Below are 26809 nucleotides of genomic sequence, written 5' to 3' on the forward strand. Positions count from 1 at the left end.
CCTCACACCTTCTCCGGCACCCGCACCTCCGTGCGCACGGGGGCGGCGCGACGGTCCGCCACCTCCCGGCGGATCACCCACACGAGCGCACCGGCCCACAGGGCGGCGAGAGCCGCGAGGATCACGACGGGAGCGGCGTCGGGCAGGGCGTTGCGGACGGCGTCCACCCCCAGGAGGGTGCGCGCGTTGGTCACGATGATGAGCCCGCCCGCGCCGATGGCGAGGATGCGCGGGGCGAGCAGGCGCACGAGCCACGCGGCCAGCGGTGCGGCCGCGACGCCGCCGATGAGCAGGGCCACCACCATGCCGTAGTTGATGTTCTGGCTGCCGAGCGCCAGCAGGAAGCCCGCGGAGGCGCCCAGGCTGACCACGAACTCGGACGTGTCGATCGAGCCGATGACCTTGCGGGGTGCGATCTTGCCGGAGGCCAGCAGCGTGGGCGTGCCCACGGGCCCCCACCCGCCGCCGCCGATCGCGTCCATGAACCCGGCCACCGCGGCCAGGGGCACGAGGAACGCGGCGGGCACACGGCCGTGGAACGAGGGGCGCCCTCCGCCGATGCTCAGGAAGCGCCACACCACGTACACCCCGAGCAGCAGGAGGATGGTGGACATGACCGGCGCGGCGGCGTCGCCGGAGACGGTGAGCAGGTTCGCGCCGAAGAACGCCGCGATCCCGCCGGGCACGGCCATGAAGCCCACCACGCGCCAGTCGATGTTGCCGAAGCGCCAGTGCGAGAACCCGGACGCGAGCGTGGTGCCCACCTCCGCGAGGTGCACCGTGGCGGACACGGACGCCGGGGTCAGCCCGGCGGCGAGCAGCAGGGTGGAGGAGGTCACGCCGTAGGCCATGCCCAGAGAACCGTCCACGAGCTGCGCTCCGAAGCCCACGAGGGCCAGCACGATGAGTGTGCGCACGATGCCTCCTGCACGGCGGGCGGCGGTGCCGGCGGGGTACCGGCGGGTTGCCGCGTGAATCGCCCCAGCGTAGAAACCGCCCGAACCCGGGCCCAAGGAATGTGTCGTCATGCGTCGTCCCATGTCACAGCGTGACGTGGGCTTGACACAGGGCTCAGAAATGTGGCCTCGACCACCTCCTTGTCAGCAGACAGCACACTGACGAAAATGGGAATGTCGGTGATCCCACCGATCAGCAGTCCAGAGGAAGGGCAGCACCGTGGCACAGAAGAATCCCGCCAACGCCGGGGAAGAGTCCATCAAGATGAACCCGCAGGACGAGGCCGCGGCCATGGCCCAGGACACCCAGGTGGACGCGGAGCCCGCCGACGAGGGCGTCGGCGCCATGACCGACAACAAGGGCGAGACCCCCGCCACCGAGAACTGGGGTCCTCGCGCGGACAAGGGCGCCCCGCAGGCACGTGCCTGCGGGGCGCCCTTCTGTGTTCGGGGAAGAGACGGGGGAGTGTCGCTGCCGTGCGGGCCGTTCTGCACGGCCCGCGGCCGGGGCCTCAGTCCTCCTCGCCCGCATCCTCCCGCGGGCTGCCGATGTTGTAGCGCGGCGGACGCGTGCGGAAGTTCGCGAGCTTGTGGGAGCCGTCGCAGAACGGGGCGATCGAGGACATGTTGCACCGGCACAGGGCGACGACGCGGCGCGGCGGCTTCTGCGGCTCGGCTCCCGGTTCCGGGGCGATCATCACGTCCCCGCGCACCAGCAGCGGCCCGTTGGGGCACGGGGTGATGACCACGGGATCCTCAGCGGGGGAGTCCTCGGGGCGTTCGTTGCTCACAGAGCCGCCCCAGCGGCGTCGTCCGCACGCAGCGAGGAGCGCTCGTTGCTCCAGCACTCCAGCATGTGATCGCCCATGAGCCCGTCCACGTACAGGCACGCGGCCGCGCCGAACAGCACGTCCTCCAGCAGCTCTGGCTCGTCCTGGGCCAGCGCCCCGGCGAGGTCCCGGGCGGCGATCTGCTCGTGGACGGCGTCGGCCTCCACGTGCTCGTCGTAGTACCAGGTGACGTCCTCGCCGTAGCCGAGCTTGCGGAACGCGCGGCCGTAGTACTTGTTGGGGATCGAGGAGGTCATCTCGAACGCCGCGAGGTGCCCGGCGATCGCCCCGCGCAGCCGGCGGTGCAGCCCGAAGAGGCTCATCACGTTCATGGACGCGAGCGTGGGCGCGGGCACCAGGTCCAGGTAGTGGTCCAGGGTGTCGTCCAGCCCCACGCCGCGCATGCTCTGCGCGAAGATCGTGGCGTGCACGCGCTCGGGGCGCCCGCCGCCGTACTCGTCCGACTGGATCTCCACCAGCGCGGCCTTCGCACGGCCCCGCAGCCGGGCGATGCCCCACGAGTGCGGGTCCGCCTCGCGCAGCGTGTAGATGGAGCGGTGGATCAGGAACTCCCGCAGGATCTCCTCGCTCGGGTGCCGGGCGAGCCACGTGGCCAGGGTGGGCTTCTCCGCCCCGCCGGTGATGGCGAACATCGTGTCCACCAGCTCGGCGCCGTCCTGCGGCATGGGGTCCGGCATGGGCACCCGCTCCCGCAGCTCGCGCTCGAAGCGCTCCTCGAGCACCGCGCGGATGCGCAGCAGCTCGGGGTCCCACTCGCGGTCCCCGGTCACGAACTCGGCCGGGCCGTAGTGCAGCAGGTACAGCAGGAACAGGGAGAGCTGGACGTCCTCGTCCGCGAGCACGTCCTCGGTGCTCTCCACGGCGCGGGCGACGGCGCTCGCGAGCGCCTCGTAGGCGGCGTCCGGGGTGTCCTCGGGGCCGGTCAGGACGTCCAGGAGGGCGGTGCTCACGGGTCCCCGAGCGGCCGGGGCGGCAGTGCGGACGGGGGTTGTGGTCATGATCGTGGTCTCCCGTGACGAAGTCGTTGAGTGGCCCGCCCGCGGGTTGTGTGGCCCGCTGGCGGACGTGCCGCCGAGGATGCACACCGGGTGGGTGGCATCGTTGGCACAGCGTGCACGGTGTCCTACCGCGCACGCGATGGGTGGGGGAGCAGACGGTGACCCGCGGACCGTGACCGGGTCACGATCCGCGGGCAACTCCGTGAACTGCTGTGGTTGTTCCCTACGCCAACATACCGGTGGTCGGGAAGCGTTCCCAGACCCGGTGGCTGCCGAGCAGCTGCACCACGGAGTCCAGCGCGTCCTCGGCGGACTCCGCCGCAACCACGCCGGGCGTCTGCCCGATCTGCAGCGTCTCCAGGGCCGTGACGCCGGGCCCGAAGGCCGCGATCGCCTTGGCGTGGCGCCACATCTCGTTCAGCAGCAGGCTCACGCGGGGGTCCACGTCGCCCGGGCTGGGTGCTCCGGCCTTCGCGTCCATTCCCGCGGCCACCTGGTGGGCGGGTGCCCCCGCGGTGGTGACCACCACGGCGTCGAACTCGATGGAGCGCGCCGTGAGCAGCGTGCGGTGGGCGACGACGCCCGGGGCCACCTCGCCACCCTGCGGTGCGATCACGAGCGGGACCATGCCCGCGGCGTCGATCCGGGAGACGAGCGTGGTGAGCTGCTCGACGTCCGTGTCCGCGCCCACGAGGATGCCCACCTGGCGACCGTCCACGGGCCACGTGCCGCCCACCTGGGACAGCGACGGCGAGGGCTGGACGTCCTGGGCCGGGGCCACCGTGGGCTCCTGGTCCGGCAGGCCCAGCCCCTGCGCCACGGTGTGTCCCAGGGAGGGGTCGATGGCGAACAGGTGCCGCAGCTGGCGCACGCGGATGGTCTCGTCCCAGCACTTGCCGAGCTCGAACGCGTAGGCCTGCGCGGTGTGCTCCCGCTCCACCTCGCTCAGGCTGAGCCAGAACATCCGCGCCTGGGAGAAGTGGTCCTCGAACGACTGCGGCCGGGCGCGTTCCTTGACGGACTCCGCCACAGGGGCGGGGTAGTCGATGAAGGCGTGCTCGCTCTCGGGCGTTTCGAACGGGTTGCCGCCGTCCAGCGAGTTGGGCCGGTACGGTGCCACCCCCGAGTGCACGGCGCCCTGGTGAAAGCCGTCCCGCAGCATGTCGTTGACCGCGGCGTGCGGGCGGTTGATGGGCAGCTGGTTCCAGTTCGGCCCGCCCAGGCGGGTGATCTGGGTGTCCAGGTAGGAGAAGAGCCGACCCTGCAGCAGGGGGTCGTTGGTCACGTCGATGCCCGGGACCAGGTTGTTCGGGTTGAACGCCACCTGCTCCGTCTCCGCGAAGTAGTTGGAGGGGTTCCTGTCCAGGGTCATGAGGCCCACGGGCTCCACGGGAACCAGTTCCTCCGGCACGATCTTCGTGGGATCGAGCAGGTCGATGCCCTGGAAGCTCTGCTCCTCGTTGTCCTCGAAGACCTGGACGCCCAGCTCCCACTGCGGATGCGCACCGGCCTCGATGGCGTCCGCGAGGTCCCGGCGGTGGAAGTCCGGATCCGCGCCGTTGATCAGCTGGGCCTCCTCCCACGCCACGGAGTGCACGCCCAGGCGCGGCTTCCAGTGGAACTTCACCAGCACGGAGGCGCCGTCCTGGGCCACCAGGCGGAAGGTGTGGATGCCGAAGCCCTCCATGGTGCGCAGCGAACGGGGGATCCCGCGGTCGGACATGTTCCAGATGGTGTGGTGCTGCGCCTCGGTGTGCAAGGACACGAAGTCCCAGAACGTGTCGTGCGCGGACTGCGCCTGGGGAATCTCACGGTCCGGGTGCGGCTTGCCGGCGTGGATGACGTCCGGGAACTTGATGGCGTCCTGGATGAAGAACACGGGGATGTTGTTGCCCACCAGGTCCCACGTGCCCTCGTCCGTGTAGAACTTCACGGCGAAGCCGCGGGTGTCACGGGCCAGGTCCCCGGAGCCCCGGGAACCCAGGACGGTGGAGAAGCGCACGAACACCGGCGTCTCCTTGCCCTCCGCGAAGACGCCCGCCCGGCTGATGCGGGACGCGGTGCCGTAGGAGCGGAACGTGCCATGGGCGCCGGTGCCGCGGGCGTGGACCACGCGCTCGGGGATGCGCTCGTGGTCGAAGTGCGAGATCTTCTCGCGGAAGTGGTGGTCCTGCAGCAGCACGGGGCCGCGCGGGCCGGCCTTGAGGGACTGGTCCGAGTTGGTCAGCCGGGCACCGTGCGCCGTGGTCAGGTACTCGCCCTGCTGCGCCATGCTGGACATGGGCGCATCGGTCGGCCCGCCGGTGGGGGACACCCGCTCGGGCGCACCCTGGTCCGGCTTGGGAGGCAGGGGCTCACTCGGTGTGGTGGGTTCCTCGAGGGACGTGTCCCCGGTGCCGGGAACTCCCGGGACCTGAGGTGTCTGGTTCTCGTGTGCGGACATGATGATCCTCCTGAGGAAAGACGGCACGCACCCGCGGATGGAGCACCGGGTGTGTACCTCCACAATGTCAGCACCCTGATCGATTGGCTACACCTCTAGGTGTGCCCTGCCCCGGCGCTCGCGCGAGGGCCGGCCGAGGAGCAGCATCGCGGCGTCGTGAGACAGTGGCCCCATGACGTGGACACCCGTGACCCTGCGCGGCCGGCTCGTGCGGCTGGAGCCCCTGACCCGAGAGCACTTGGACGGCCTGGTCGAGGCCACCGAGGACGGGCGCATGTGGGACCGCTGGTACACCTCCGTTCCCGCACCGGACGGCATGGCAGAGGCGGTCGAGCAGCGCCTCACATGGCAGGAGGAGGGTTTCATGCTCCCCTTCGTGGCCGTGCGGCAGTCGGATGACGCCGTGCTGGGGATGACCTCCTTCTACGACCCCCAGTGGGCCGTGCCGCGCGTGAGCATCGGGCACACCTGGAACCGAGCCTCCACCCACGGCACGGGCACCAACGCGGAGTCCAAGCTGCTGCTCATGACCCACGCGTTCGAGGAGCTCGGCTGCCGGTGCGTGCGCTACGAGACCAGCTGGGCCAACCAGCAGTCCCGCACCGCCATCGAACGCCTCGGTGCTCGGCTGGACGGCGTGCTGCGCGGGGACCGGCTGGAGCGCAACGGGGTGCTGCGGGACACCGTGGTCTACTCGGTGCTCGAGCACGAGTGGCCGTCCGTGCGGACCGGGCTGGAAGCGCGGGTGGCGCGGCGCTGAGGTGAGCGGGCGGCAGGTGCCGACCGCGCGGCGTCGTCAGCGCCCGGAGCTGGGAATCCGCACCGTGCTGGTCAGCGCGGTGAGGCTGGGGCGGCGGGGCGTGGAGCTGAACCCGAAGTCCGGGGGAGGGGTCATGTCCGTGAGCGTGCCCAGGTCGCGGCCGCCCCATGTGGCGCGGGAGAACGTGATGGTGTGCAGGTCGTAGGCGGAGTACCACTCGGTGCGGCCGTTGCCCGCGGTGCCCAGGGTCTGCACACCGGGCATCACGTGCGGCGCCACCAGGTTGGTGATCCGCGCGAAGGGCAGCGAGGTGCCCAGCGGCCGTGGAACCGACTGCAGCAGCAGACCGAGTGGCGCTCGCGGACCCACGCTGAACTGCCACGTGAGCGGCCCGGCGGTGACGGTCCAGCGGGAGGCGCGGGAGAACCCGGTGCGCTGCACGCTCACGGGAACGCGGGTGACGGTGTCGAAGGAGTAGGTGGCGGAGACGAAGTCGGCCACCCATTCGGTGGGCGCGAGCAGCTCACGACGGCCGTCCGGGTGGGCGACCATGACGTCCGCGAACGGACCCTGCGGGGTGCGGTCCCAGCAGCCGAGCACCAGGCGGGTCCCGCCGGAGGTGCCGACGCCGGCGATGTGGCCGGTGAAGCGGTGGGTGTGGGTCATGGGGTCAAGGGTAAAGGTGGGCTGGTCGAGAGCGGGTGTTCCCGCGACCGATGAAGTGGTCTAGAGTGGGGGGGCCAGATCCCCCTCGCCTCTCAACGATGCGCACCTGGGGGATTTTTCATGCTCTCCCTCTAGGATCGGGGCATGTCAGCAGCCCATCATCGCTCGCGCACCAGGGGTCACGACTTCTACGCGAAGCCCCCTTTGTCTCATCGGCAAATGGTGGACCAGCTGGTGGGACGGGGGCTGGAGATCCCGGACGGACAGCGGGCAGAACGCTACATGCGACACATCGGGTACTACCGATTGTCGCCGTACATGATTCCGTTCCAAACCCACGACGGGTCTCACGAGTTTCTCCCGGGGGCCACCTTCGATGACGTTCTGGGCCTCTATGTATTCGACCGACAGCTGAGACTTCTGGTGCTCGACGCGGTGGAGCGAGTAGAGGCGGCGGTGCGTGCCAGCATGACGGACGTCATGTCGATGCATGCGGGTGACTCGCACTGGTATACCGATCCTCGGCACTTCCGGGATCGTGGGAAACACCGGCGGCTGCTCGAGGAAATCCGGAGGGAGTGCCATCAGCAGCTCGGGCGTCGGGCGGAGCCTGTAGGCGACTCGGTCAACTACAGGTCCGCTTTGGAGCACTACCTGACGACCTACGGCACTCCAGAGCTGCCGCCCTCATGGGTCATGGTGGAGATGTTGACGATTGGTCAGTTGAGTCACCTCTACGCGAATCTCCAGCCGCGCCGTTGCAGAACCGACATTGCCGCCTCGTTGGGTCTCAACGAGGCGGTCCTGTCGTCATGGCTGACGACTTACGTCCGCGTTCGCAACATATGCGCTCATCACGGCCGGCTGTGGAACGTGGGCCTCGGCGTCTATCCCGCCATCCCAGCTGACCGATCGGTGCCATGGCTCGAAGCGCGGGAGATGCTGGATGAAGATCCCGATCGGCGCAAGCGGCTCTACCCGGTTCTGGTCTCACTGCAATCAGTTCTGGTCACTGTCTCTCCCCACAGTTCCTGGGCGCGGAGACTCATCACGCTCATCGAGGGCAACCTCGACGTTCCCGCGAGTGCCATGGGTCTCTTCGGCGGATGGGCTGATGACCCCTTTTGGCGGGCGCACACCGCTGCCTGAACGCTCCGCCACCACGGGTCTGCGTGGCAGCCACCTCCAGGACGTGGGCGACTGTGCTCCTGAAAATCCATTGTGGACAACTAAAACGCACGCAACTATGATTGGTTCCGGTCGCTCGCCACGGTCCCGGACCTCCCCCCCCCCCCAACCACGGGGGCGTGCGCGAACAGCGGCCACGTGTCATGAGCGGGCGCGCAGGACTCCATGGGTCCCTGTCACGCCCACCCACACGCGGCACCAGCACGGCGGGTCTCGACGCTTGGGGGGTCGAGACCTGCCAGTCCCGCCAGCGAAGGAGTACAAATCATGGACGCTCTCTACACCGCAGAAGCACTCGCGCAGGGCGCGGGCCGCGACGGCAGTGTGGCCCTCAAGGACGGCTCGCTGCAGTTCGACCTGGCCATCCCTAAGGAGATGGGCGGTTCCGGCAACGGCGCCAACCCTGAGCAGCTCTTCGCCGCCGGATACGCGGCGTGCTTCCACTCGGCCCTGCAGATGGTGGCCCGCCAGCAGAAGGTCTCACTAGGTGACTCCGCCGTCGGCGCACGGGTCCAGATCGGGGACAACAGCGAGGGAGGCTTCGGCCTGGCCGTGGAGCTGGAGGTGGTCATCCCCGAGCTGGAGCACGACCAGGCCCAGGAGCTCGCGGATGCGGCGCACCAGGTGTGCCCCTACTCCAACGCCACGCGCGGGAACATTCCCGTCTCCGTCACGGTGGTGGACGAGTGATGAACCTCCCCACCCCTTCTCGCCGCAAGGCCTCCAAGCTCTCCCCCGCCCGCCACATCGTCCGCACGGCCCTCGGCGGCTTCCTGGCCTTCGCCGGCGTCAGCCACCTGACATTCGCCCGTGACGAGTTCCAGGCCCAGGTTCCGAACTTCGTGCCCCTGGACACGGACGTCACCGTCCTCGCGTCCGGTGTGGTGGAGATTGCGCTGGGTGCCTCGCTGATCGCCGCCCGGTCACGACGCCGCACGGTCGGGCTGGTCGCCGCCGGCTTCTTCGCCGCGGTGTTCCCCGGCAACCTGGCCCAGTGGATCCACCACCGGGACGGCTTCGGGCTGGACACGGACACCAAGCGCTTCGTACGCCTGTTCTTCCAGCCCGTCCTCATCGCCGCGGCGCTGTGGTCCACCGGCGCTCTGCGAGGCCTTCGCAAGTAACCGCACGGGTCACCGGCCGTGGCGCGCCACGACCGGCGGGCTCGGGCGGACCTGTGGGCCGGGCAGCCGGCAGGCTCCCCGGAGGGTTCCTTCACGCTGCCCTGCCCCACCCGTGTTCACCGCGGCTCCCGGTGCCGCCCCACCATGGCGGCGCCCAGCACCCCCACGGTCACGTCGAGGAGGGTGTCCAGCGGCGGGATGTGGATCTCCGGGGTCACGAACAGGAACCCCAGCAGCTCCATGATCTCCCACACCGTGGCGAGCGACAGCCCGGCCAGCGCGCACAGCAGGTACGGTTCCCGGCGCGCGTCCCGCATCCGGTCCCGCAGCTGCGCGCTGCCCCGAAGCACCCGGTTCCAGAGCATCCACACTAGTGCGTGGACCGCGAGGAAGTGGATCAGGATGTCCCACCACCAGATCCGGTTGTAGAGCTGCTGCGCCGCGCTCACCGCCGCCGTGAGCAGGACCAGGGAGCACACCGCCCGCGGCCACGGCGCGCGGAACCACAGGAACGCGATCACCTGCCCCAGCCCGGCCAGCATGAGCACGGCGGTGTCCACCCAGCGGGCGTCCAGGGCGTAGACCAGGGCCACCACGATCGCCGTGAAGCACGTGGCCGACGCCGCCACCGCACCCGCTCGGCGCAGCCACCCCGTGTGCCAGACGAGGGAGCCCCCGGTCTCGGCCGGCACTCCCGCATCCGGCGCCGAGGACGACGACGCCGCTGTCGCCCCGTCCTGCTCGCAGCCCGAGTTCGAGCCCCGGTGGGCCGACACCTCCGAGGGACGGGCGCGCCCGGGCGACCGTGCGGCGTCGTCGTCCCGGGGGCCCTCCGGGGAGGTGGTCCGTGCTGCGGAACGGTGCGTCACGGGCGGGCACCCCGGCGGGTCAGGCGAGTGCGGATCCGCACCCACGGCCGCTCGGTGCGCCAGTTGGCGCGCAGCGTGGCGGCGGCCATGCGCAGCTGCCTGCGGATCCGCGGCGGCGAGACCACCGCCCGCCACGAGACCACGGCGGCGCTGCCCGGGTCCATGACCACCCGCTCGCGGGGCCGCACGCGGAAGCTGAGGTCGAAGTCGTCGTGCACGTGCGCGTCGCGGTGCACCGCGGGGGATACCCGCCGCCACCAGGACCGCGTGAACGCCATGTTGGAACCCCACAGCGCCCAGTGCCCCAGGGCGGTCCCGGCCACCAGCCGGTAGGCCGTGATGTAGGCGGCGCCCGCGAGACGCCCGAGGCCCGGGCACCGCGGGCCGAAGCGCGCGATCCCGGAGACCGCCACCACGTCCTTGCCCTGCGGCCGGGTCAGCGCCCGCGTGAGGGTGTTCGCGTGCCGCTCGACCCACCCCGTGGCGGGCAGGCTGTCCGCGTCGCAGCGCAGGATCAGATCGCCGCGCGCGGCGTCGTATCCCGCCGCGGCCGCATGGGCGACGCCGGGCTCCGGCTCACGCACGCACCGCACCTCGGGGTGCCGTGCGAGAACGTCCGCCAGGTGGTCGGAGGACGCGTTGTCCACCACCACGATCTCGTCCGGCACGCGGGTCTGCTCCCGCAGGGCGCGCAGACAGCGTTCGAGGTACGCGGCGTCGTTGCGCACGGGGATGACGACGCTGCACGTCATGCTCTGCGCCGCACTCACCCGTTCCACGGGGCCAGTCTGTCACGCCGTCCGTGAGGTCACCTGGGTGCCGCAGTGGGTGCGAGCGGTGCAACGAGGTCCCCCACTCCCGAGCGGATCCAGCACGGCTGCTCGCGTGATCGCGCCCTTACGGTGGTCCCGCACATCTCGGTACACCTGCCCGCGCTGGGATCGCGACGATCAGCGCGCCCGCCCCGCCGCCTCCCCTTCCAGCAGGCTCCGCTTCACGTCCTCACCCCACGCGAAGCCACCCATCGAGCCGTCCGCGCGCAGCACCCGGTGGCACGGCACGAACAGCGCCACGGGATTGCGCGCACACACCGAGGCCGCCGCCCGCACCGCCCGCGGGGTGCCCAGGGCATCCGCGAACTCAGAGTACGTCAGCGGGTCACCGGGCCGGATGCGCCGCAGCTGCTCCCACCCGGCGAGCTGCCCGTCCGTGCCGTGCAGCTCCACGGGCACGGCCATGACCAGGTCGAGCTCCCCCGCGTAGTACGACCGCACCGCGTCCATCGCGGCCACAGTCCCGGCGTGCACGTCCTGCGGACGCCACTGCTCCCGCACCCGGGCCAGCGCCTCCTCGGGGGACGCCGTCCAGCCCGAGGCGATCACCGCTCCGTCCTGCCCGGCCACGGCCGTGAAGGGGCCGTCCGGGGTGTCGATGGTCTCCACGGTGTGGGTCATGGCTGCTCGCTCTCGTCGAAGGTGGCGGGTGGGGTCAGCGGACCCCACAGGTGGGTGGTGGCGTAGCTGCGCCACGGGGCGGCGTCCTGCGCCCACGCGGTCAGCGCCTTCTTGTCCCCGGGCAGGCCGATCCGCTGGGCACCGGCCCGCATGGCGCCGTCGTCCACCAGGAACACGTCCGGGTCCCCGGTGACCCGCATGCGCACGTGGTCCGCGGTCCACGGCCCCACCCCGGGCAGGGCGAGCAGGGCGGCACGCTGCTGGGCGGCGTCGTCCCCGGGGGACAGGCTGAGCTCCCCGGAGGCGACGGCGCGTGCGGCCCCGAGCACCGCGCGCACCCTGGCCGCGGGACCGCGCAGGAAGCGCTCGCCGTGCTCCGCGATTGCCGCCGCCGTGGGGAACATGCGGCTCAGCCCCGGGGCGAAGTCCGGGGCGGGCTCACCCATCTCCCGCGTGCGGGCACCGAGCATCGTGCGCGCGGCGGCCAGGGAGATCTGCTGACCGATCAGGGTGCGGAACAGTGTCTCCTCCGGGTCCACGGAGCCGACGACGCGCACACCCGGCCGGGCCTCGACGAGCGGGTGCAGGGCGGGCACGCGGGAGAGCGCCTCGTCCACGGCCAGGGGGTCGGCATCCAGGTCCAGGAGTCTCCGGACCCGGGCGATCAGGTCGGGCAGGTCCGCGAGGTCCGTGAGACGGGCACGCATCCGCAGCTCGTCCGCGCCCCGCCGGTACACCCGCAGCCACGCGGGGCCGCCCGGCAGGCGCAGGGTCCGGGAGTAGGAGGTGGCCGTGCCGACCTCCATGCCCTCGACGGCATGCACCGCGAACCAGACGAACAGCCCGTGCAGGTCCAGGGGTGCACGGTAGTGCAGGGCGAGGTCCACCTCGCCAGAGCCGGCCGCGGCGTCGGGGTACGCGTCCCGAGAAGGCGCGGCCCGGTGCTGCTCGTCAGAGGCGGGGTTCTCGGTGGGCACGGGCACCAGACTCGCACTGTGCGGAGCCGGGCGCCAGTGGATCGCGGAGGCGTTGCCCGGGGCGTCAGTTCAGCAGCGCAATCCCCAGGTTCAGGGCCGCGGCGAACGTGACCCACCCGAGATACGGGACCATGAGCCCCGCGGCCAGGCGGTTGACCTTCCAGAACACGGCCACGCACCACACCACGGCCACCCACAGGGCGGCGATGTCCACGAACGCGAGCCAGTACAGCTCGGCGCCGAAGAACAGCGGGGTCCACAGGGCGTTGAGCACCAGCTGGGCGGCCCACAGATAGAGGGGGAAGGAGAAGCCACGGGCGCGGAACACGAGCCAGCCGGCCACGGCGATCAGCGTGTAGAACACGGCCCAGGCGGGTCCGAACAGCCACGCGGGCGGGGCGAAGAACGGCAGTTCCAGGCTCCCGTAGACCTCCTGCGCGTTGGAGGACGCCAGTCCGCCGAGCGCGGCGACCGCCGCGACGAGCAGGACGAACGGGATCAGGCAGAGCCACGAGCGGCCTCCGCGGGTCGGGGTGCTGACGGTTGGGGCGGCGGCGGGCGTGCTCATTCGAGTGTCCTTGTCCATGTCGGTCGTGCGGCAATGGGCACGTCCAGTGTCCCACAACCGGTGATGACGTATCAACAACTAGATAGGCGAGCGAAAAAATCGCGCGGCCGCACGGCGGGTGCGCGGCGCATCAGGCCCCGGCGCTCAGCAGCTCCTCGTATGCCAGACCGGCCAGGGCGCTCGCCGTGATCGCGAGCCAGCGCGAGATCCGACGCCGCCGCCGCGCGGCTCCCTTCCCCGACGCTCCGCTCACGGCTTGATCCGCTCCCACTCGGCCACGTCCCCGGGAACCACCGCGAACAGCGGGTGGGCGGGGGCGGCGTCGGGATCCGTGCCGTCCAGGGCGGTGCGGGCCCACTCCGGGTCCCGGGCGAGGACCTTCTGCAGCAGGAACTCGAACTCGTAGCGCAGCTGGCCCGTGGTGACCGTGATGGAGCGGGGCTCGGTGTCCCGGGGGCGCGCCAGGCGGGAGCGGTCGAAGCTGTAGCCGCGCCGGTCCGCCTCGTCCGCGACCCCGTGCAGGTAGGCCGTCACGAAGCCCACCGGATCGCTCGTGGCGCGGAAGCGCTGCAGCTGCGGGTGGCGGGTGTAGCCCGTGGTCTGGCCCAGGAGCACCTTCTGGGCCAGCAGGCCCTCCCGCCAGTCCGCCACGAGGGCGCGTCGATCCAGCAGGGACGGGTGAAGTGACCACAGGCGCATGCGCCCATTCAACCGTGCAACGCCCCGGAACCTCCAAGCCGGCTCCGAGCCAGCGCCCGTAGGATGGGGCCCACCCCTGACGACCACGTGCGGAGAACACCTTCATGTCCTTGCCTGCCATCCTGGCCGCCACCGCCGAGAGCGGTTCCCAACTCACCGGCGTCGCGGCGTGGGTGGTGGACGTGATGAACGCGATCGGCGCCCCCGGTGCCGGTGTCCTGGTGGCGCTGGAGAACCTGTTCCCGCCGCTGCCGTCCGAGGTGATCCTCCCGCTGGCCGGATTCACCGCGAGCCAGGGCGGATTCAGCCTGGCGAGTGCCATCTTCTGGACCACCCTGGGCTCGATCGTGGGCGCCATCGCGCTGTACTGGATCGGCATCGCCCTGGGGCGCCGCCGGCTGCGGATCGTCGTGGACAAGATGCCCCTGGTGGACCTGTACGACCTGGACCGCACCGAGGCGTGGTTCGACCGCCACGGCCGCAAAGCTGTGTTCTTCGGGCGGATGGTCCCCATCTTCCGCTCCCTGATCTCCATCCCGGCGGGCATCGAGCGGATGCCGTTCGGACTCTTCGTGCTGCTCAGCGGCCTGGGATCCCTGATCTGGAACACCATCTTCGTGCTGGCCGGGTTCTACCTGGGCGAGAACTGGCACATCGCGGAGCAGTACGCGAGCGTGTTCTCGCGCATCGTGGTGGTCGTGGTCCTCGTGGCGGTGATCGGGTGGGTGCTCAAGCGCATCCGCCGCAACCGGCAGGCGCGCTCCGACACCTGAGCGGCGCGGTGGGGGCCGCACGGGAGCCGGCCGTGCGGCGTCGTGGGCCGGAGGCGGTGTCCGCGTTCCGTCATCGAGCGCCCGACCCCGGCCTGACCAGTAGCATTGCGATCGTGGCGCGCCCCCGCAAATTCGATGAGACCACCCGCCGAGCCCTGATCCAGGACGCCGCCGAACAGATCCTGTCCGGTGGTGTGGACTCCGTGTCCCTCCGGCCGCTGGCCGCCAAGCACGGCTGCTCCACCACCGCCATCTACACCATGTTCGGCAGCCGGGACGCGCTGATCGCCGAGGTGCGCCGTGAAGCCCTCGCCGACTACCTCCGGGCTCAGAGAGGGGCGCTCACCACGGGACGGCCGCTCGAGGACCTGTGCGCGCTCGCGCGGGAGAGCCGCCGCTGGGTGCTCGCGAACCCCGAGCTGTACAAGGTGATCCTGGGGCGCGGCCGGCCCTGGCTGGGCACGCCCACGGTCGGGGACGCGGAGCGCCTGGAGTTCGCGGAGGCCTCCACGCGCCTGATGTACCGGCTGATCCGCGCCGGGATCGACGAGGGCGCCCTCCACTCCGTTCCCGTCACGGACATCGGGGCGTCCGTGCGGGCGGGGATTCACGGCTGGATCGCCATCGAGATGCACCACCCCGGCGCAACGGACGGGGAGGACGCCGACGCCGCCTACGACCGCCACATCCACGCCCTGCTGCGCGCGTGGCAGGTGACCACACCCCTGACCCTTTCCTGCCGCACCACCGAGAGGACCCCATGAGCGCGAAGACCCTGCCCGTGCCCCCGCTGGACGACACGCTGTCCCGGTTCCTCACCGCCGCCGAGCCCCTGGTGGACCGGGAGACCCTGGAGGACACCCGCCGGGAGGTCGAGCGCTTCGCGTCCCACGAGGGCCCGCGGCTGCAGGCCGCCCTGGAGGAGTTCGCCCGCGCGGAGGACGCCGCGGGACGCAGCTGGCTCTCGCGGGAGTGGTTGGACGGCTACCTCACGGTGCGCGCACCGTTGCCGCTGACCACCAGTGTGGGCTTCCAGATCGCGGGGGACTACGGCTCACCCGGCGTGGGCCGGGCCGCTGAGCTCGTGCACCGGGCGGCATCGGTGCACCTGCGGCAGGTGCGCGGGGAGACTCCCCAGCAGGTGGACCCCCGGGGCAACCCCCTGAGCATGGAGCAGTGGGAGTGCCTGGCCGGGGGAGTCCGCCATCCCCTCCCGGAACGTGACGAGATCCGCAGACCGGACCACGCGGCGTCGTCGTCCGGCGGCGTGGTGGGCGTCCCGGAGATCGGTGTGATCCACCGCGGGCGGCTGTACGCGCTGCCGATCGCCACCGGGCAGCTGCGGCCGGTGCCGCTGCGGACCGTGGCGCAGGGGTTGCGGGGGGTGCTCGAGCGGGACGAGCCGCGCGAGACCGAGCTGCCGTTCGGGGCGCTGTCCTACCTGGGCAGCGAAGTGGCGGCGCCGCTGCTGGAGCGACTGACCGCGGACGCGCACAACGCGGCGGTCTACGAGCGCATCACGCGCATGCTGTTCGTGGTCAACCTGGTGGAGGCACGCGCGGAGGTCGTGGAGCACCTGGAGCGCTCGGCGTTCGAGGTGGGGCACGCGTGGGCGTACAAGCCCATCACGTACGAGGTGTGCCTGGAGGACGAGTGGCTCGCGATGCTCGTAGAGCACAGCACCGTGGACGGCGCCACGATCCTGGCGGTCGCCGGGGAGCTGCAGGACGTCACGGTCCCGGACGAGGCGCCGCTGCCGGACGCACCGTCACCGGAGGCCCTCACGTGGGACATCGACCCGCAGCTGCGGGAGGAGCTCGTGGCGGCGGTCGCCGGCTACCGCAACGAGGCCGCGCTGCTGGGCGTGCACCGCGTGGTGGTGCCGCGCCCGCACCGCGCGGAGCTGCCCTTCCGGATCAGCGACGACGCCGCCCAGCAGCTCATCATGCTGCTCGCCCAGCACGCCACGTACGGGCGCGTGCGCGGGGTGTACGAGGCCGTGGACATGCGCGAGTACCAGGCCGGGCGCACCGAGTGCCTGCGGCCCGTCACCCCGGAGGCCGCCGCGTTCGTGCGCGCCCTGTACGAGGGTCACGCCACCGAGGAGCTCTTCCGCGCCGCCCTGGACGCGCACCGCGGCTGGGTCAAGGCGTGCAAGAGCGCCCACGGGGTGGACCGGCACCTGCTGGGGCTCGCCATGATGGCCGATCGCACCGGTGAGACCTCCGCGTTCTTCGGGTCCCCGGCGCTTGCGGCGGTGCGCCACGACTTCCTCTCCACCACGTCCATCGGTGGACCGGACCGGATCGTGCGCTACGCGTTCGCCCCCACCACGCCCGAGGGCTTCGGGGTCACCTACACCACGTGCGCGGACAGCTACGAGTTCTGCGTGAACTACCGCCGGGACACCAGCGAGGACCTGGAGGGCTTCGCGCACCACCTCACCACGGCCGCGCAGACGCTGTGGGAGTTCGTGGCGTCGCTGCGGGGCTAATTGCCGGTGTCCGGCTCCCGGCCCTGCATGTCCGTCATGGCGCCGATCCCGCCGTCCGCGGGCTGCGGCTGGGTACGGTCGTCCGTGAGGTACTCCTGCTCCTGCTCGGGAGTCATCCCCACGGTCTGCTCCTTGGCGGTCTGGCCGTTATCTGCGGTGTGTCTGCCCGCCACGGCTCAGCCCTCCCGCTCGGCGAGGATGTCGTCCAGGGTCTCGCGGACGGCCTGACGTGCGGCCACACGCGAACTGGCCGCGCGCTGCTGCTCGTGGTTGTCCGCGTCCTCGACGCGCTGCTTCTCCTCGTCCTCACGCTCCTTGGCCTTGTCGCGGGCGGTCTGCAGGGCTTCCCAGATGCTGTTTTCACTCATGGAGCCAGTCGACCACTCAGCGCGCGGCACCACAACCGTCTCGGGGCCACCACATGAAGTGACACAGTCGGCACTTTTCTGCCGAACGGGGTTCCCGAGGTATTTGACGCTCTGCGACCTGGGTCACATAGTGGCAGGGCAGGGGTCACAGCGTGGTGGTCCCGCCGGCCACCGCGTGGACCGGTTCTCCTCCCTCCTGATCCAGAGGTGCCCATGTCCCACACCGTCAGTGGTCCCGCAGACCACGCGCAGGGCGGCCAGACCGTCCGGCAGCACGACCCCCGCAAGGCCCGCCGCGCGCTGATCGGCGCCTACGTGGGCACGTCCCTCGAGTGGTACGACTTCTTCCTGTTCGGCACCACCTCCTCCATCGTCTTTGCGCCGCTGTTCTTCGGCGGGGACGATCCTGCCCTCGCGGTGATCAGCTCGTTCCTGCTGTTCGGGGTGGGCTTCATCGCACGCCCCATCGGGGCGCTGCTCGCGGGGCACTTCGGGGACCGGCTGGGCCGGCGCACCATCCTCATGATCACGATCGTGGCCATGGGTGTGTCCTCCACGCTGATCGGGGTGCTGCCCACGTTCGAGACCGCTGGGATCGTGGCGCCGATCCTGCTGGCGGTCCTGCGGTGCGTGCAGGGCATGGCCGCGGGCGGCGAGTGGGGTGGTGCCACCCTCATGGCGGTGGAGAACGCACCCGAGGGCAAGCGCGGATTCTACGGATCGGTGGTGCAGCTGGGCTCTCCCACCGGCACCATCCTGTCCTCGATGATCGTGGCCGCCGTGGTGGCGCTGTCCGGCGAGAAGTTCCTGGAGGGTGCCTGGCGCATCCCGTACCTGATCTCCATCCTGCTGGTGGTCGTGGGCGTGTGGATCCGGCTGCGCGTGGACGAGACCGACGACTACAAGGACGCCCAGGCCGCCCGCGCGGCGGCTCCCCAGGAGAAGGAGGGGCTGCCCGCCGTCGAGATCCTGCGGACCGTGCCCGGGCGCCTGATCCTGGGCGTGGGGACGTACCTCTTCGGCAACGCCGGGTTCTTCGTGCTCACCACGTTCATGATCAGCTACGTCACCGGGGAGCTCGGCCTGCCCTCCACCGTGATCCTGACGGCCATCACGTGGGGTGCGGTCGCGCAGCTGGTCACCATGTCCGTGGCGGGCAAGGTGGCGGACCGGACCTCCCCGTCCATCGTGGTGGTTCTGGGCTACGCGCTGGCCACCGTGCTCGCGTTCCCCATCTTCTGGCTCGTGGACACGCGCGACGTCGCGTGGATCACGGCCGCGATGATCCTGGGCATCGGGTTCGCCTCCATCCCGTACGCCCCGGTGGGCACGATGCTCACCCAGCTCTTCCCGGTGAAGGTCCGCTACTCCGCGATCGCCATGTGCGCCAACTTCGCGGGCGTGATCGCCGGGTTCATGCCCGCACTGGCCGCGTGGATCCTCGGTGTCACGGGCGGTGGTTCCACGGGCCCGGCCCTGCTGCTGATGGTGCTGGGGGCCATCTCCCTGGTGTCCTCGATCGCCGCCCGCCGGCTCATCCGCCGCGACGAGGAGCAGAACGTGGACCAGATCTCCGGAGACCTGCTGAACCGGTGACCCCGGTGGAAACGAGGAACCAGACATGACAGGGCAGAACACCCGCAGCATCACCGTGGTCAATGCCGTGGTGCACCGACCCGCCGGGCAGTACCGCCCCGAGCCGCAGGCCGTGGTGGTCCAGGACGGCGTCATCACCTTCGTGGGGGACTCCCGCGAGGCACGACGCCGCACGGCACCGGATGCGCCGGTGGTGGACGCGGGCGGACGGTACCTGATGCCGGGGCTCATCGAGACGCACGGGCACCCGGGGCTGTACGCGCGGCTGGCGCTGAACGCGGACTGCCGGCCGTCCGTCACTCCGCGAGCGGGCGACGTCGTCACGGCTGTCCGTGAGGCGGCCCGGGAGACCGCGGCGGGGGAGTGGGTGATCGGCTGGGGCTACGACGAGCACCGCATGGACGGCGGCGGGCCCACCCGCGCGGACCTGGACGAGGCCGCCCCGGAGCACCCGGTGTACCTCAAACGCACGTGCGCGCACATGGCGCTCGTGAACACCGCTGCGCTGGAGCGCATGGGCATCACCCGGGACACCCCGGACCCCTCCGGCGGGTGCATCGTGCGGGATGAAAGTGGTGAGCCCACCGGGCTGCTCCAGGAGACCGCCATGTCGCTCGCGGACCTTCCCGTGAGCGGGGCGGACGAGCTGCTGGACGGCATGCGCGTGGCCCAGCAGGACTTCGCGGCGTGGGGGCTCACCACGGTGCACGACATGAGCACCGGGCCCCTGGAGATGGGCACCTACCTGCGTCTGAAGGACGAGGGGGAGCTCACCACGCGGTTCCGCCCGTGGTACTTCGCGCTGAAGCTCGGTGACTTCCACGGCAGCTACGACGAGGTGATCGGCACCGGGATCCGCAGCGGCCTGGGGGACGACATGGTGCGGATCCAGGGCATGAAGTTCATCCTGGACGGCTCCGTGGGTGGCCGGACCGCGGCGGTGGCGGAGCCCTTCGAGGGCACCGACTCCCGCGGCATCCTGTACTACGACACCCCGGACATCGCCCCGATGGCCGCCCAGGCGCTGCGCAACGGGCTGCGGCTGGCCATCCACGGGATCGGGGAGCGCGCCGTGGAGCAGGCCCTGGATCTCATCGAGGGGGCGGGCCGCGAGGTCGCCACCGAGGCCGAGAACCCTGAGGCGGCGTACGAGAAGGCGGTCACGCGGCGTCGTCACCGGGTGGAGCACTGCGCGCTGCCCACCGAGGAGGATCTGCAGCGGCTGGTGGAGGGCCGGATCGTGGCGGCATCCTCCACGGCGTTCCTCCACGAGCTCGGGGACTCCTATCTCACGAACCTGGGCCCGGAGCGGATGCGGCGGACCTACCCCATGCGGACGTTCCTGGATCGGGGAATCACGGCGCCGAGCAACTCGGACTTCCCGGTGACCACGGCCAACCCCTGGCTGGGAATCTCCGCGTGCGTGACCCGCACGTCCGTGTCCGGCCAGGTCACGGACACCGCCCAGAACATCACGGTGGCCGAGGCCCTGGACGCCTACACCGTGGAGGCCGCGAAGGCATCCTTCGACGACGAGCGGACGGGGCGCATCGCGGAGGGTTTCCTGGGAGACCTGGTGCTGCTGGACCGCCACCCGTTCGAGGTGGACGTCCAAGAGCTCAAGGACGTCACCGCGGATCTGACCGTGTGCGACGGGCGGATCGTGCACCGCGCGGACACCGTCTGAACCGCTCCCTTGCGGCGGGCCACGCCGCTCGCAGAAGCCCCCGGCTCCCGCCCTCCAGGGCGGCCGCGGGGATCGTGCCGCGCGGCGCTCGCGGTCAGGCCTGCACCTGGGTCTTGGGAGTCGGCGGGGTGGTGCCCTGACCGGTGAAGTAGGCGACCACGCGGCCGTCGGACTCCAGCACGACGTCGCAGATCTGGTTCCTGCCGAAGCTCACCCGGCGCGTGGCCGTGGCGGTCACCGTCTGCCCCGTGTGGGCGGGAGCCGTGAACGTGATCTCCGCGTTGCGCGTGACAATGGGCGCCCCGGCGGTCGCGCAGCAGTACGCCAGGGTGGTGTCCGCGAGCGTGAACAGGTACCCGCCGTGGCAGATGCCGTGGCCGTTGGCCATGAAGTCGGACACGGTCATGGACATGCTCACCCTCCCCTGCTCGATCTCCCCCAGCTCGATCCCCAGGTGCAGCGGGGCCGGGTCCTGGCGCAGGATGTCGTGGAGCAGCTCGCGGATGGCGGTCATGTCGGAGGGATCGGCGTACATGGCGTCCTTCGGGATCGGGGCCCGGTCCGCGACGGTGCGGGCCGGGGGGCTGCGCCCGCAAACGGGCGGTGAGGTCCGAGAACACTCTAGGGGTGGGGATGCCGTGGTCAGCTCCCGTGACGTGTCTCACGATTCTCCAGTCGCCCGGGCGTAGCATGCGGGAACACGTCGCGGGGCTGTCGGGCCACACCAGGCAGGGAGGGACCATGACCGGACACGGCACTGCCGGACGCCGCGCGGACCTCACCATGGCCCAGTGGCGGGGCATCATCAACGCATCCTTCGCGGCCCTCGAGATCACCTCGCCCGAAGGGCCTGCCTTCCGGGCGGATCTCACCACGGTGGAGCTGGACGACGTCCACCTGTTCGACATGGCCACCGGCGCCCACCGTGTGGTCCGTACCCCGGACCTGGTGGCGAAGGATGCGGGGGAGTACCTCAAGCTGAGCCTGCAGCTGGAGGGCGAGGCGCGGCTGAGCCAGGACGGGCGGGAGTGCGTGCTGAGGCCCGGGGACCTGGGACTCTACGTGGCCTACCGGCCGTACGAGCTCGTCTTCGACGGCCCGCAGCACAGCATGGTCATGACGTTCCCGCGCTCCGTGGTCCGGCTGATCCCCGCCCAGCTGGACACGGTCACCGCCCAGCGCATCACCCAGGACGAAGGCCTGGGGCGAGTGGCTGTCCCCATGTTCCGCCACCTCGCGGAGAACATGGACGTCCTGCACGGTCCCCATGCCCGAAAACTCGTGCGGTCGGCCCTGGACATGCTGGTCAGCGTGCTCTCCTCGGAGGTGCTGGATCCCGCCACGGAGCGCGCCGGGGATCTGCTGGTGCAGCAGGCCACCGCCTACATCGCGGACCACCTGGCGGACCCGGAGCTGTCACCCGGAACGATTGCCCGGGCGCTGTACGTCTCCGTGCGTCAGCTGCACAGCCGTTTCGCGGCGCAGGATCTCACGGTGGCATCGCACATCCGGGCGGTGCGCTTGGCGGCCATCCGCGCCGACCTCGCGGATCCTGTGCACCGCCAGGAGACGGTGCACACCATCAGCGCCCGCTACGGGTTGACGGATCCCGCGCACGTGAGCAAAAGCTTCAAGGCCGAGTTCGGGGAGACCCCCTCGGCGTTCCGACGCCGCCTCCTCGCGGAGTCCTGAGACCGGACGACGACGCCGCTCGCCGTGGAAGGCGGCGAGCGGCGTCGTCGTCCCGAGGGGGGCGCCGGTGGTCAGGCGCGGATGTCCTTGAGGACCTCCCGGGCAGTGGAGAGACCCGTCTCGATGGCCCCGTCCACCACCACGCCGCGCCACCCGCGCGCCCAGTCCGCGCCCGCGAAGCGCAGGCGGGAGTCGGTGGTGCGGAAGTGGTGCCACCCGTTGGTGAACTGCCCGGAGCGCAACGTGGCCCATGCCTGGCCGCTCCACTTGTCCGCCACCCAGTCGTGCCCGGTGCACTCCACCACCTCCAGGTCCGGGCGCCACTGGTCCACGATGGCCTGGCCGTCGCGAGGATCGGTGAGGTCCACTGCGTCGTGGTGGGAGCCGAAGCCCACGCAGATCGTGGTGTCGTCGTCCATGAAGAACTCGCTGCGGAACACGGCCACCTTGTGCGGGGTGGGGGCGTAGCCGATGACGCTGTGGTGGCCCTTGACCTTGATCCAGATCTTGCACCCGGTGGAGTTCCACTTCTGGTCGACCACGCTGCGCATCCCCGCGGGCAGTGCGGGAGTGAAGTCGATGGTGGGCAGCGCTCCCACCGGAACCGTGACGATCACGCTGTCGCAGGAGATCTTCTCCCCCGTCCCGAGAGTCACGGTCGCGCCGTCATGACGGTGGTCGATGGCGGTCACGGGCGTGTTCAGACGAATGGGGCAACGCAGGTCTGCGGCGATGTTCTCGTACAGCCCGCGCATGCCGTGGGTCAGCTTGAACCGCAGCGTCTGCTCGTCCACGAGGGAGAGCCGGTGGTCCGAGAGGGCCGCCCACTGCTTGGCCATCAGGGGTGAGCCGTTGTGGGGGTCCCCGATGTACGCCGCGGACCAGTAGGCGTCGGCGAGGTCCCGTTCCTCCTGCGAGAACTCGTCGCCCCGGAGGCAGTCGAGGACGCTGCCCCGGTCCGCCGCCAGGAACTTCTCCCGGAGCTCTGGAGAGGAGCCGCTGCGCTCGTCCAGGACGTGCAGGGGTTCGTACGGATAGGGGAAGAACTCGCGGGAGTTCTCGAAGATCTTCGCCATGGGCCGGGCGAGTGCGGCGTCGAGGTCCGCCTCGGTGCCGTGTTTCACCCGGTCGCCGGTGATCCAGTAGGCATCGTCGCAGAACGGGCTGGGATAGATGCTCTGGTCGTAGCGGGTGATCTCGCTCCACACGTGCGGCTGCATCCAGTGCACCCAGGTGGCCCCCAGCTCGAGGGGGCGTCCCATGCGCTCCTCGGTCCATGCTCGGCCGCCCACGCGGTCCCGGGCCTCGACGATCTCCACGTCCACGCCGGCCATCTGCAGCTCACGGGCTGCCACGAGCCCGGCGAATCCGGCTCCGACCACGACGACATGCGGGTTGTTCACGGGGTACCTCCGTTGGTTGTGGGGTTCAGGTCTGGGATGTCAGGCGCGTGGCGCCACGATCGGGATCTCCTGCGACTCCGGGATCTGGTCGACCTGGTCCATGGCGGCGTAGACGTCGGGCCGGCGTCGACGCAGGATCTCGCCCCAGACGAGCCCCACGAGGCCGGAGCCGATGATGATGCCCGGCATCACGACCACGAGCGGGGATGGGCCGTCGGCTCCGATCATGAGGTCGAAGTTCAGGAGGATCAGCACCGCCACGACCAGCAGGGCCAGGGCGGCGAGGACGGGCGCCACGAAGCGCGTGCCGACTCCGTGGCCGTGGTGGTCGCGGGCGAACCAGACCACCACGGCCACGGAGGTGACGGCGAGGAGGAAGACCAGTCCGAACGCGGCGGCGTTGGTCAGCCAGGTGAACAGGGTGAGCACGGGGAACATCGGGCCCAGGTCGGAGTTGGCCCCGGCAATGGCGAACGCGACGATCACGAGGAGCCCCACGGCGCTCTGCGCGAGGGATCCCGCCACGGGTGCCCCGGTCCGGGGGGACGCCACCCCCAGCGACCGGGGGATCACGCCGGTGCGTCCCAGTGCGAAGAAGTACCGTGCGGCGCCGTTGTGGAAGGCCACCAGAGCTGCCAGGAGACTGGTGATGAACAGGACGTTCGCCACGTGCGCCAGCAGGGGGCTCTGCTCGGCGAGCCACACGAAGACCAGATCAGGACCGGACTCGCGTGCGGCATCCACGATGGCGGAGGGGCCGATGCCCACGGACAGGGCCCACGCGGAGAAGGCGTAGAAGACGGCAATGATCCCGACCGCCGTGTAGGTGGCACGGGCCACGGTTCGCCGGGGGTTCCGGGTCTCCTCCGAGTAGATCGCCCCGGACTCGAAGCCCATGAACGCCGCGATCCCGAAGGCCAGGAGCACACCCACCCCGCCGGTGAAGAAGTGGCCGGGATCCACCGTCTCCGTGGACACGCCCTCCGGTGCCTTGACCAGAGCCAGCACGGAGACGACGGTCACCACCAGGAACTCCAGGGCCACCAGGACGCCCAGGACCTTGGCGGACAGGTCCACACTGTTCACACCGAGCGCGGCGACCACTGCCCACCCGACCAGGCCGGCCGCCCACCAGGGCACGGACACGCCGGTGAACGTGGTGACCAGGGCGGCGAGGGAGAAGCCGAACAGCCCGTACAGACCCACCTGCATCATGTTGTAGGAGACCAGGGCCAGGATGGCCGCCGCGATGCCCTGCCGGTTGCCGAGTCCCTCCGTGATGTAGGCGTAGAAGGCACCGGCATTCTGCACGTGGCCGCTCATGGCGCCGTAGCCCACGGCGAAGACCATGATGACGACGCCGAGGGCCAGATACCCCAGGGGTACGCCGAGCAGCCCGGAGACCGCGAAGCTCGTGGGTACGCCCCCGGCCAGCACGGTCAGCGGGGCGGAAGCGGCGATGATCATGAACACGAGGGCAGTGGTGGACAGGTGCCGTCGTGCCAGCGTGGTGGTCCCGTGCGCGGTGGTCTCGGTGGGGTGCGGGGTCATCTCTCAATGGTGTTCCAGGTCACACAGGACTGGCTTGTCCTGCAGTGCGTCGTCGTTGTCTTTCCCTGCCGTCCGCAACCCCGAGGCGCCCCCGCAAAGTGATCCACGGCACAATGTGAGCAGTCGGCCTCGCTCGTCCGCGTGGCCTCCCCACTCCCAAGGAGTCACCGTGAACACCTTCCACGACCTGCTCTCGGCCATCACCGACCCGTCCGGGCGCGAGATCCTGGATCCCGCCACCGGCGAGGTGGTCGGCTCCTTCCACGAGTCCACCCCCGCGGAGCTCGACGACGCCGTGACCGCCGTCCGCGCGGCACAGCCTGCGTGGGCGGGGCTGGGTCACGCCAAGCGTTCCGAGTATCTGCACCGGGCCGCGGACGCCGTGGAGGCGAACGCCGAGGCGCTCGCGGAGCTGCTGTCCCGCGAGCAGGGCAAGCCCGTGAAGAACGGCCCGAACGCGGCGTTCGAAGTGGGCGGCTGCGCGGCGTGGCTGCGGGCCAGCGCGGACTTCCCCCTGGAGCCCGAGGTGCTCGTGGACGACGAGACCGGCTACGCCGAGCTGCAGTACGTGCCCCTGGGCGTGGTGGGGGCCATCGGGCCGTGGAACTGGCCCATGATGATCACCGTGTGGCAGCTCGCGGCGTCCCTGCGCATGGGCAACACCGTGGTGGTCAAGCCCTCCGAGTACACGCCGCTGTCCGTCCTGGGTCTCGCGCACGTGCTCAACCAGGTGCTCCCCGCGGACGTCCTGCGCGTGGTCCCCGGTGGCGGCGAGGTGGGTCGGGCGCTGTCCGAGCACCGCGGCGTGGACAAGCTCATGTTCACCGGCTCCACCGCCACGGGCCAGGCGATCATGCGCTCCGCCGCGGACGGGCTCACGCGCCTCACCCTGGAGCTGGGTGGCAACGACGCCGGTGTGGTCCTCCCGGACGTCGACCCCCGGGCTGTCGCGGAGGACCTCTTCTGGGGCGCCTTTATCAACACCGGTCAGACATGCGCCGCCCTCAAGCGGCTGTACGTGCACGAGGACGTGCACGACGCCGTGTGCGACGCCCTGGTGGAGGTGGCACGCCAGATGCCCATGGGCAACGGGCGCGAGGAGCAGAACGTGCTGGGCCCGCTGCAGAACAGGCAACAGTACGACATCGTGGCCGGACTCGTGGAGGATGCCAAGAACGGCGGCGGCAGGGTGCTGATCGGCGGGGACCCGCAGGAGGACCAGCCGGGGTACTTCTACCCCACCACCCTGGTGGCGGACCTGCCCAACGACAACCCGCTGGTCACGCAGGAGCAGTTCGGTCCGGCCCTGCCCATCGTGAAGTACGCGGACGTGGAGGACGCCATCGCCATGGCCAACGGTCTGGACGTGGGTCTGGGTGCTTCCGTGTGGAGTTCGGACGCCGAGAGCGCGATGGCCGTGGCTCAGCGCCTGGAGGCCGGCACCGTGTGGATCAACAAGCACGGCGGCGTGGACCCCCGCATCCCGTTCGGCGGCATCAAGAAGTCCGGCTTCGGCCTGGAGTTCGGTGTCGAGGGACTCAAGTCCGTGGCGGCCAGCAAGGTCATCTCCCGCTGATCCCGCGTTCCGCGTGAGCCTGCGTGCGGGCGCCCAGCATGTGCTGGGCGTCCATGTGAGGCGGCTCCCCGTGGTGAGTCCCCGGGTCACCACTGGGCGGGGGTCGGGACCGACCA

The 26809-nt window shown here is 70.8% G+C and carries 28 protein-coding genes; 11 read left to right on the forward strand and 17 right to left on the reverse strand.

The window, feature by feature from the left end:
• Positions 1-2: 2 nt before the first annotated feature.
• The 4 genes from P8S73_RS07775 to P8S73_RS07790 all read right to left on the reverse strand — a co-directional run bounded on the left by P8S73_RS07775 (position 3) and on the right by P8S73_RS07790 (position 5248).
• A complete protein-coding gene (locus P8S73_RS07775; protein ID WP_047979115.1) occupies positions 3-917 on the reverse strand; it encodes a sulfite exporter TauE/SafE family protein in 915 nt (304 codons plus the stop codon).
• A 551-nt stretch (positions 918-1468) separates the two neighbouring features.
• Positions 1469-1747 (reverse strand): CDGSH iron-sulfur domain-containing protein, encoded by a 279-nt coding sequence (locus P8S73_RS07780; protein ID WP_121241610.1) that lies wholly within the window; start codon positions 1745-1747, stop codon positions 1469-1471.
• Positions 1744-2805, reverse strand: coding sequence for an iron-containing redox enzyme family protein (locus P8S73_RS07785; RefSeq protein ID WP_121241612.1), 1062 nt, complete (start codon positions 2803-2805; stop codon positions 1744-1746). Before P8S73_RS07785 ends, P8S73_RS07780 begins: the two co-directional genes overlap by 4 nt.
• Positions 2806-3028: 223 nt before the next feature.
• Positions 3029-5248, reverse strand: a complete 2220-nt coding sequence (locus tag P8S73_RS07790) for a catalase (protein WP_396350303.1) — start codon at positions 5246-5248, stop codon at positions 3029-3031.
• Positions 5249-5420: 172 nt separating this feature from the next.
• Between P8S73_RS07790 and P8S73_RS07795 the strand changes: the two genes are divergently transcribed.
• Positions 5421-6008 (forward strand): GNAT family N-acetyltransferase, encoded by a 588-nt coding sequence (locus tag P8S73_RS07795; protein WP_121241616.1) that lies wholly within the window; start codon positions 5421-5423, stop codon positions 6006-6008.
• 36 nt (positions 6009-6044) lie between these two features.
• Here the strand turns inward: P8S73_RS07795 and P8S73_RS07800 are convergent, their stop codons facing one another.
• Positions 6045-6674 (reverse strand): hypothetical protein, encoded by a 630-nt coding sequence (locus tag P8S73_RS07800; RefSeq protein ID WP_121241618.1) that lies wholly within the window; start codon positions 6672-6674, stop codon positions 6045-6047.
• Positions 6675-6818: 144 nt separating this feature from the next.
• On the opposite strand from P8S73_RS07800, the gene P8S73_RS07805 reads away from it, so the two are divergent.
• The 3 genes from P8S73_RS07805 (at position 6819) to P8S73_RS07815 (ending at position 8986) form a co-directional block, all read left to right on the forward strand.
• Positions 6819-7823 (forward strand): Abi family protein, encoded by a 1005-nt coding sequence (locus P8S73_RS07805; protein ID WP_145000340.1) that lies wholly within the window; start codon positions 6819-6821, stop codon positions 7821-7823.
• Positions 7824-8129: 306 nt separating this feature from the next.
• A complete protein-coding gene (locus P8S73_RS07810) occupies positions 8130-8552 on the forward strand; it encodes an organic hydroperoxide resistance protein (protein ID WP_101888143.1) in 423 nt (140 codons plus the stop codon).
• Positions 8552-8986 (forward strand): hypothetical protein, encoded by a 435-nt coding sequence (locus tag P8S73_RS07815; RefSeq protein ID WP_375543756.1) that lies wholly within the window; start codon positions 8552-8554, stop codon positions 8984-8986. The genes P8S73_RS07810 and P8S73_RS07815 overlap by 1 nt, the downstream gene beginning before the upstream one ends.
• Before the next feature lie 116 nt (positions 8987-9102).
• Here the strand turns inward: P8S73_RS07815 and P8S73_RS07820 are convergent, their stop codons facing one another.
• The 7 genes from P8S73_RS07820 to P8S73_RS07850 all read right to left on the reverse strand — a co-directional run bounded on the left by P8S73_RS07820 (position 9103) and on the right by P8S73_RS07850 (position 13553).
• Positions 9103-9855, reverse strand: coding sequence for a hypothetical protein (locus P8S73_RS07820; protein WP_244246305.1), 753 nt, complete (start codon positions 9853-9855; stop codon positions 9103-9105).
• The gene (locus P8S73_RS07825) at positions 9852-10634 is read right to left on the reverse strand and encodes a glycosyltransferase family A protein (RefSeq protein WP_260857918.1); all 783 of its coding nucleotides are present in this window, start codon (positions 10632-10634) and stop codon (positions 9852-9854) included. The genes P8S73_RS07820 and P8S73_RS07825 overlap by 4 nt, the downstream gene beginning before the upstream one ends.
• Positions 10635-10805: 171 nt before the next feature.
• The gene (locus tag P8S73_RS07830; RefSeq protein WP_047978698.1) at positions 10806-11309 is read right to left on the reverse strand and encodes a methylated-DNA--[protein]-cysteine S-methyltransferase; all 504 of its coding nucleotides are present in this window, start codon (positions 11307-11309) and stop codon (positions 10806-10808) included.
• Positions 11306-12286, reverse strand: coding sequence for a DNA-3-methyladenine glycosylase (locus P8S73_RS07835; RefSeq protein WP_259273944.1), 981 nt, complete (start codon positions 12284-12286; stop codon positions 11306-11308). Before P8S73_RS07835 ends, P8S73_RS07830 begins: the two co-directional genes overlap by 4 nt.
• Positions 12287-12350: 64 nt before the next feature.
• Positions 12351-12854 (reverse strand): TspO/MBR family protein, encoded by a 504-nt coding sequence (locus P8S73_RS07840; protein WP_121566143.1) that lies wholly within the window; start codon positions 12852-12854, stop codon positions 12351-12353.
• Between the two features lie 130 nt (positions 12855-12984).
• Positions 12985-13107 (reverse strand): hypothetical protein, encoded by a 123-nt coding sequence (locus P8S73_RS07845; RefSeq protein ID WP_396350304.1) that lies wholly within the window; start codon positions 13105-13107, stop codon positions 12985-12987.
• Complete coding sequence (locus P8S73_RS07850; protein ID WP_047978696.1) at positions 13104-13553, reverse strand: pyrimidine dimer DNA glycosylase/endonuclease V; 450 nt, start codon at positions 13551-13553, stop codon at positions 13104-13106. The genes P8S73_RS07845 and P8S73_RS07850 overlap by 4 nt, the downstream gene beginning before the upstream one ends.
• A gap of 104 nt (positions 13554-13657) precedes the next feature.
• On the opposite strand from P8S73_RS07850, the gene P8S73_RS07855 reads away from it, so the two are divergent.
• The 3 genes from P8S73_RS07855 to P8S73_RS07865 all read left to right on the forward strand — a co-directional run bounded on the left by P8S73_RS07855 (position 13658) and on the right by P8S73_RS07865 (position 16820).
• Positions 13658-14326: a DedA family protein gene (locus P8S73_RS07855; protein ID WP_396350305.1), complete on the forward strand. Its 669-nt coding sequence runs from the start codon at positions 13658-13660 to the stop codon at positions 14324-14326.
• Positions 14327-14439: 113 nt separating this feature from the next.
• A complete protein-coding gene (locus P8S73_RS07860) occupies positions 14440-15090 on the forward strand; it encodes a TetR/AcrR family transcriptional regulator (RefSeq protein ID WP_160119480.1) in 651 nt (216 codons plus the stop codon).
• Complete coding sequence (locus P8S73_RS07865) at positions 15087-16820, forward strand: choline/carnitine O-acyltransferase (protein WP_135010601.1); 1734 nt, start codon at positions 15087-15089, stop codon at positions 16818-16820. The genes P8S73_RS07860 and P8S73_RS07865 overlap by 4 nt, the downstream gene beginning before the upstream one ends.
• Here P8S73_RS07865 and P8S73_RS07870 read toward each other — a convergent pair.
• Together P8S73_RS07870 and P8S73_RS07875 are read right to left on the reverse strand one after the other, a co-directional pair.
• Positions 16817-16993: a hypothetical protein gene (locus tag P8S73_RS07870; protein ID WP_168165719.1), complete on the reverse strand. Its 177-nt coding sequence runs from the start codon at positions 16991-16993 to the stop codon at positions 16817-16819. The two genes, P8S73_RS07865 and P8S73_RS07870, sit on opposite strands and share 4 nt — an antisense overlap.
• Positions 16994-16996: 3 nt before the next feature.
• On the reverse strand, positions 16997-17188 hold the full coding sequence (locus tag P8S73_RS07875; RefSeq protein WP_019310283.1) for a hypothetical protein: 192 nt from the start codon (positions 17186-17188) through the stop codon (positions 16997-16999).
• A gap of 213 nt (positions 17189-17401) precedes the next feature.
• On the opposite strand from P8S73_RS07875, the gene P8S73_RS07880 reads away from it, so the two are divergent.
• Positions 17402-18784 (forward strand): MFS transporter, encoded by a 1383-nt coding sequence (locus P8S73_RS07880; protein WP_101888139.1) that lies wholly within the window; start codon positions 17402-17404, stop codon positions 18782-18784.
• Positions 18785-18809: 25 nt separating this feature from the next.
• Entirely contained in the window at positions 18810-20471 is a 1662-nt protein-coding gene (locus P8S73_RS07885; protein WP_396350306.1) for an amidohydrolase, read from the forward strand.
• A gap of 94 nt (positions 20472-20565) precedes the next feature.
• On the opposite strand, the gene P8S73_RS07890 is transcribed toward P8S73_RS07885, so the two are convergent.
• Positions 20566-21006 (reverse strand): PaaI family thioesterase, encoded by a 441-nt coding sequence (locus P8S73_RS07890; protein WP_101888137.1) that lies wholly within the window; start codon positions 21004-21006, stop codon positions 20566-20568.
• 206 nt (positions 21007-21212) lie between these two features.
• On the opposite strand from P8S73_RS07890, the gene P8S73_RS07895 reads away from it, so the two are divergent.
• A complete protein-coding gene (locus tag P8S73_RS07895; protein ID WP_135010604.1) occupies positions 21213-22163 on the forward strand; it encodes a helix-turn-helix domain-containing protein in 951 nt (316 codons plus the stop codon).
• A 71-nt stretch (positions 22164-22234) separates the two neighbouring features.
• On the opposite strand, the gene P8S73_RS07900 is transcribed toward P8S73_RS07895, so the two are convergent.
• Both P8S73_RS07900 and P8S73_RS07905 read right to left on the reverse strand, forming a co-directional pair.
• Positions 22235-23566: an NAD(P)/FAD-dependent oxidoreductase gene (locus P8S73_RS07900; RefSeq protein WP_191550663.1), complete on the reverse strand. Its 1332-nt coding sequence runs from the start codon at positions 23564-23566 to the stop codon at positions 22235-22237.
• 39 nt (positions 23567-23605) lie between these two features.
• The gene (locus P8S73_RS07905) at positions 23606-25117 is read right to left on the reverse strand and encodes an APC family permease (RefSeq protein ID WP_101888134.1); all 1512 of its coding nucleotides are present in this window, start codon (positions 25115-25117) and stop codon (positions 23606-23608) included.
• A gap of 169 nt (positions 25118-25286) precedes the next feature.
• Here P8S73_RS07905 and P8S73_RS07910 point away from each other — a divergent pair, with 169 nt between their 5' ends.
• Positions 25287-26693: an aldehyde dehydrogenase family protein gene (locus P8S73_RS07910; RefSeq protein WP_101888133.1), complete on the forward strand. Its 1407-nt coding sequence runs from the start codon at positions 25287-25289 to the stop codon at positions 26691-26693.
• Positions 26694-26809: the final 116 nt, after the last annotated feature.

This window comes from Kocuria sp. ChxB (assembly GCF_044359605.1).
Classification (GTDB): domain Bacteria; phylum Actinomycetota; class Actinomycetes; order Actinomycetales; family Micrococcaceae; genus Kocuria; species Kocuria rhizophila.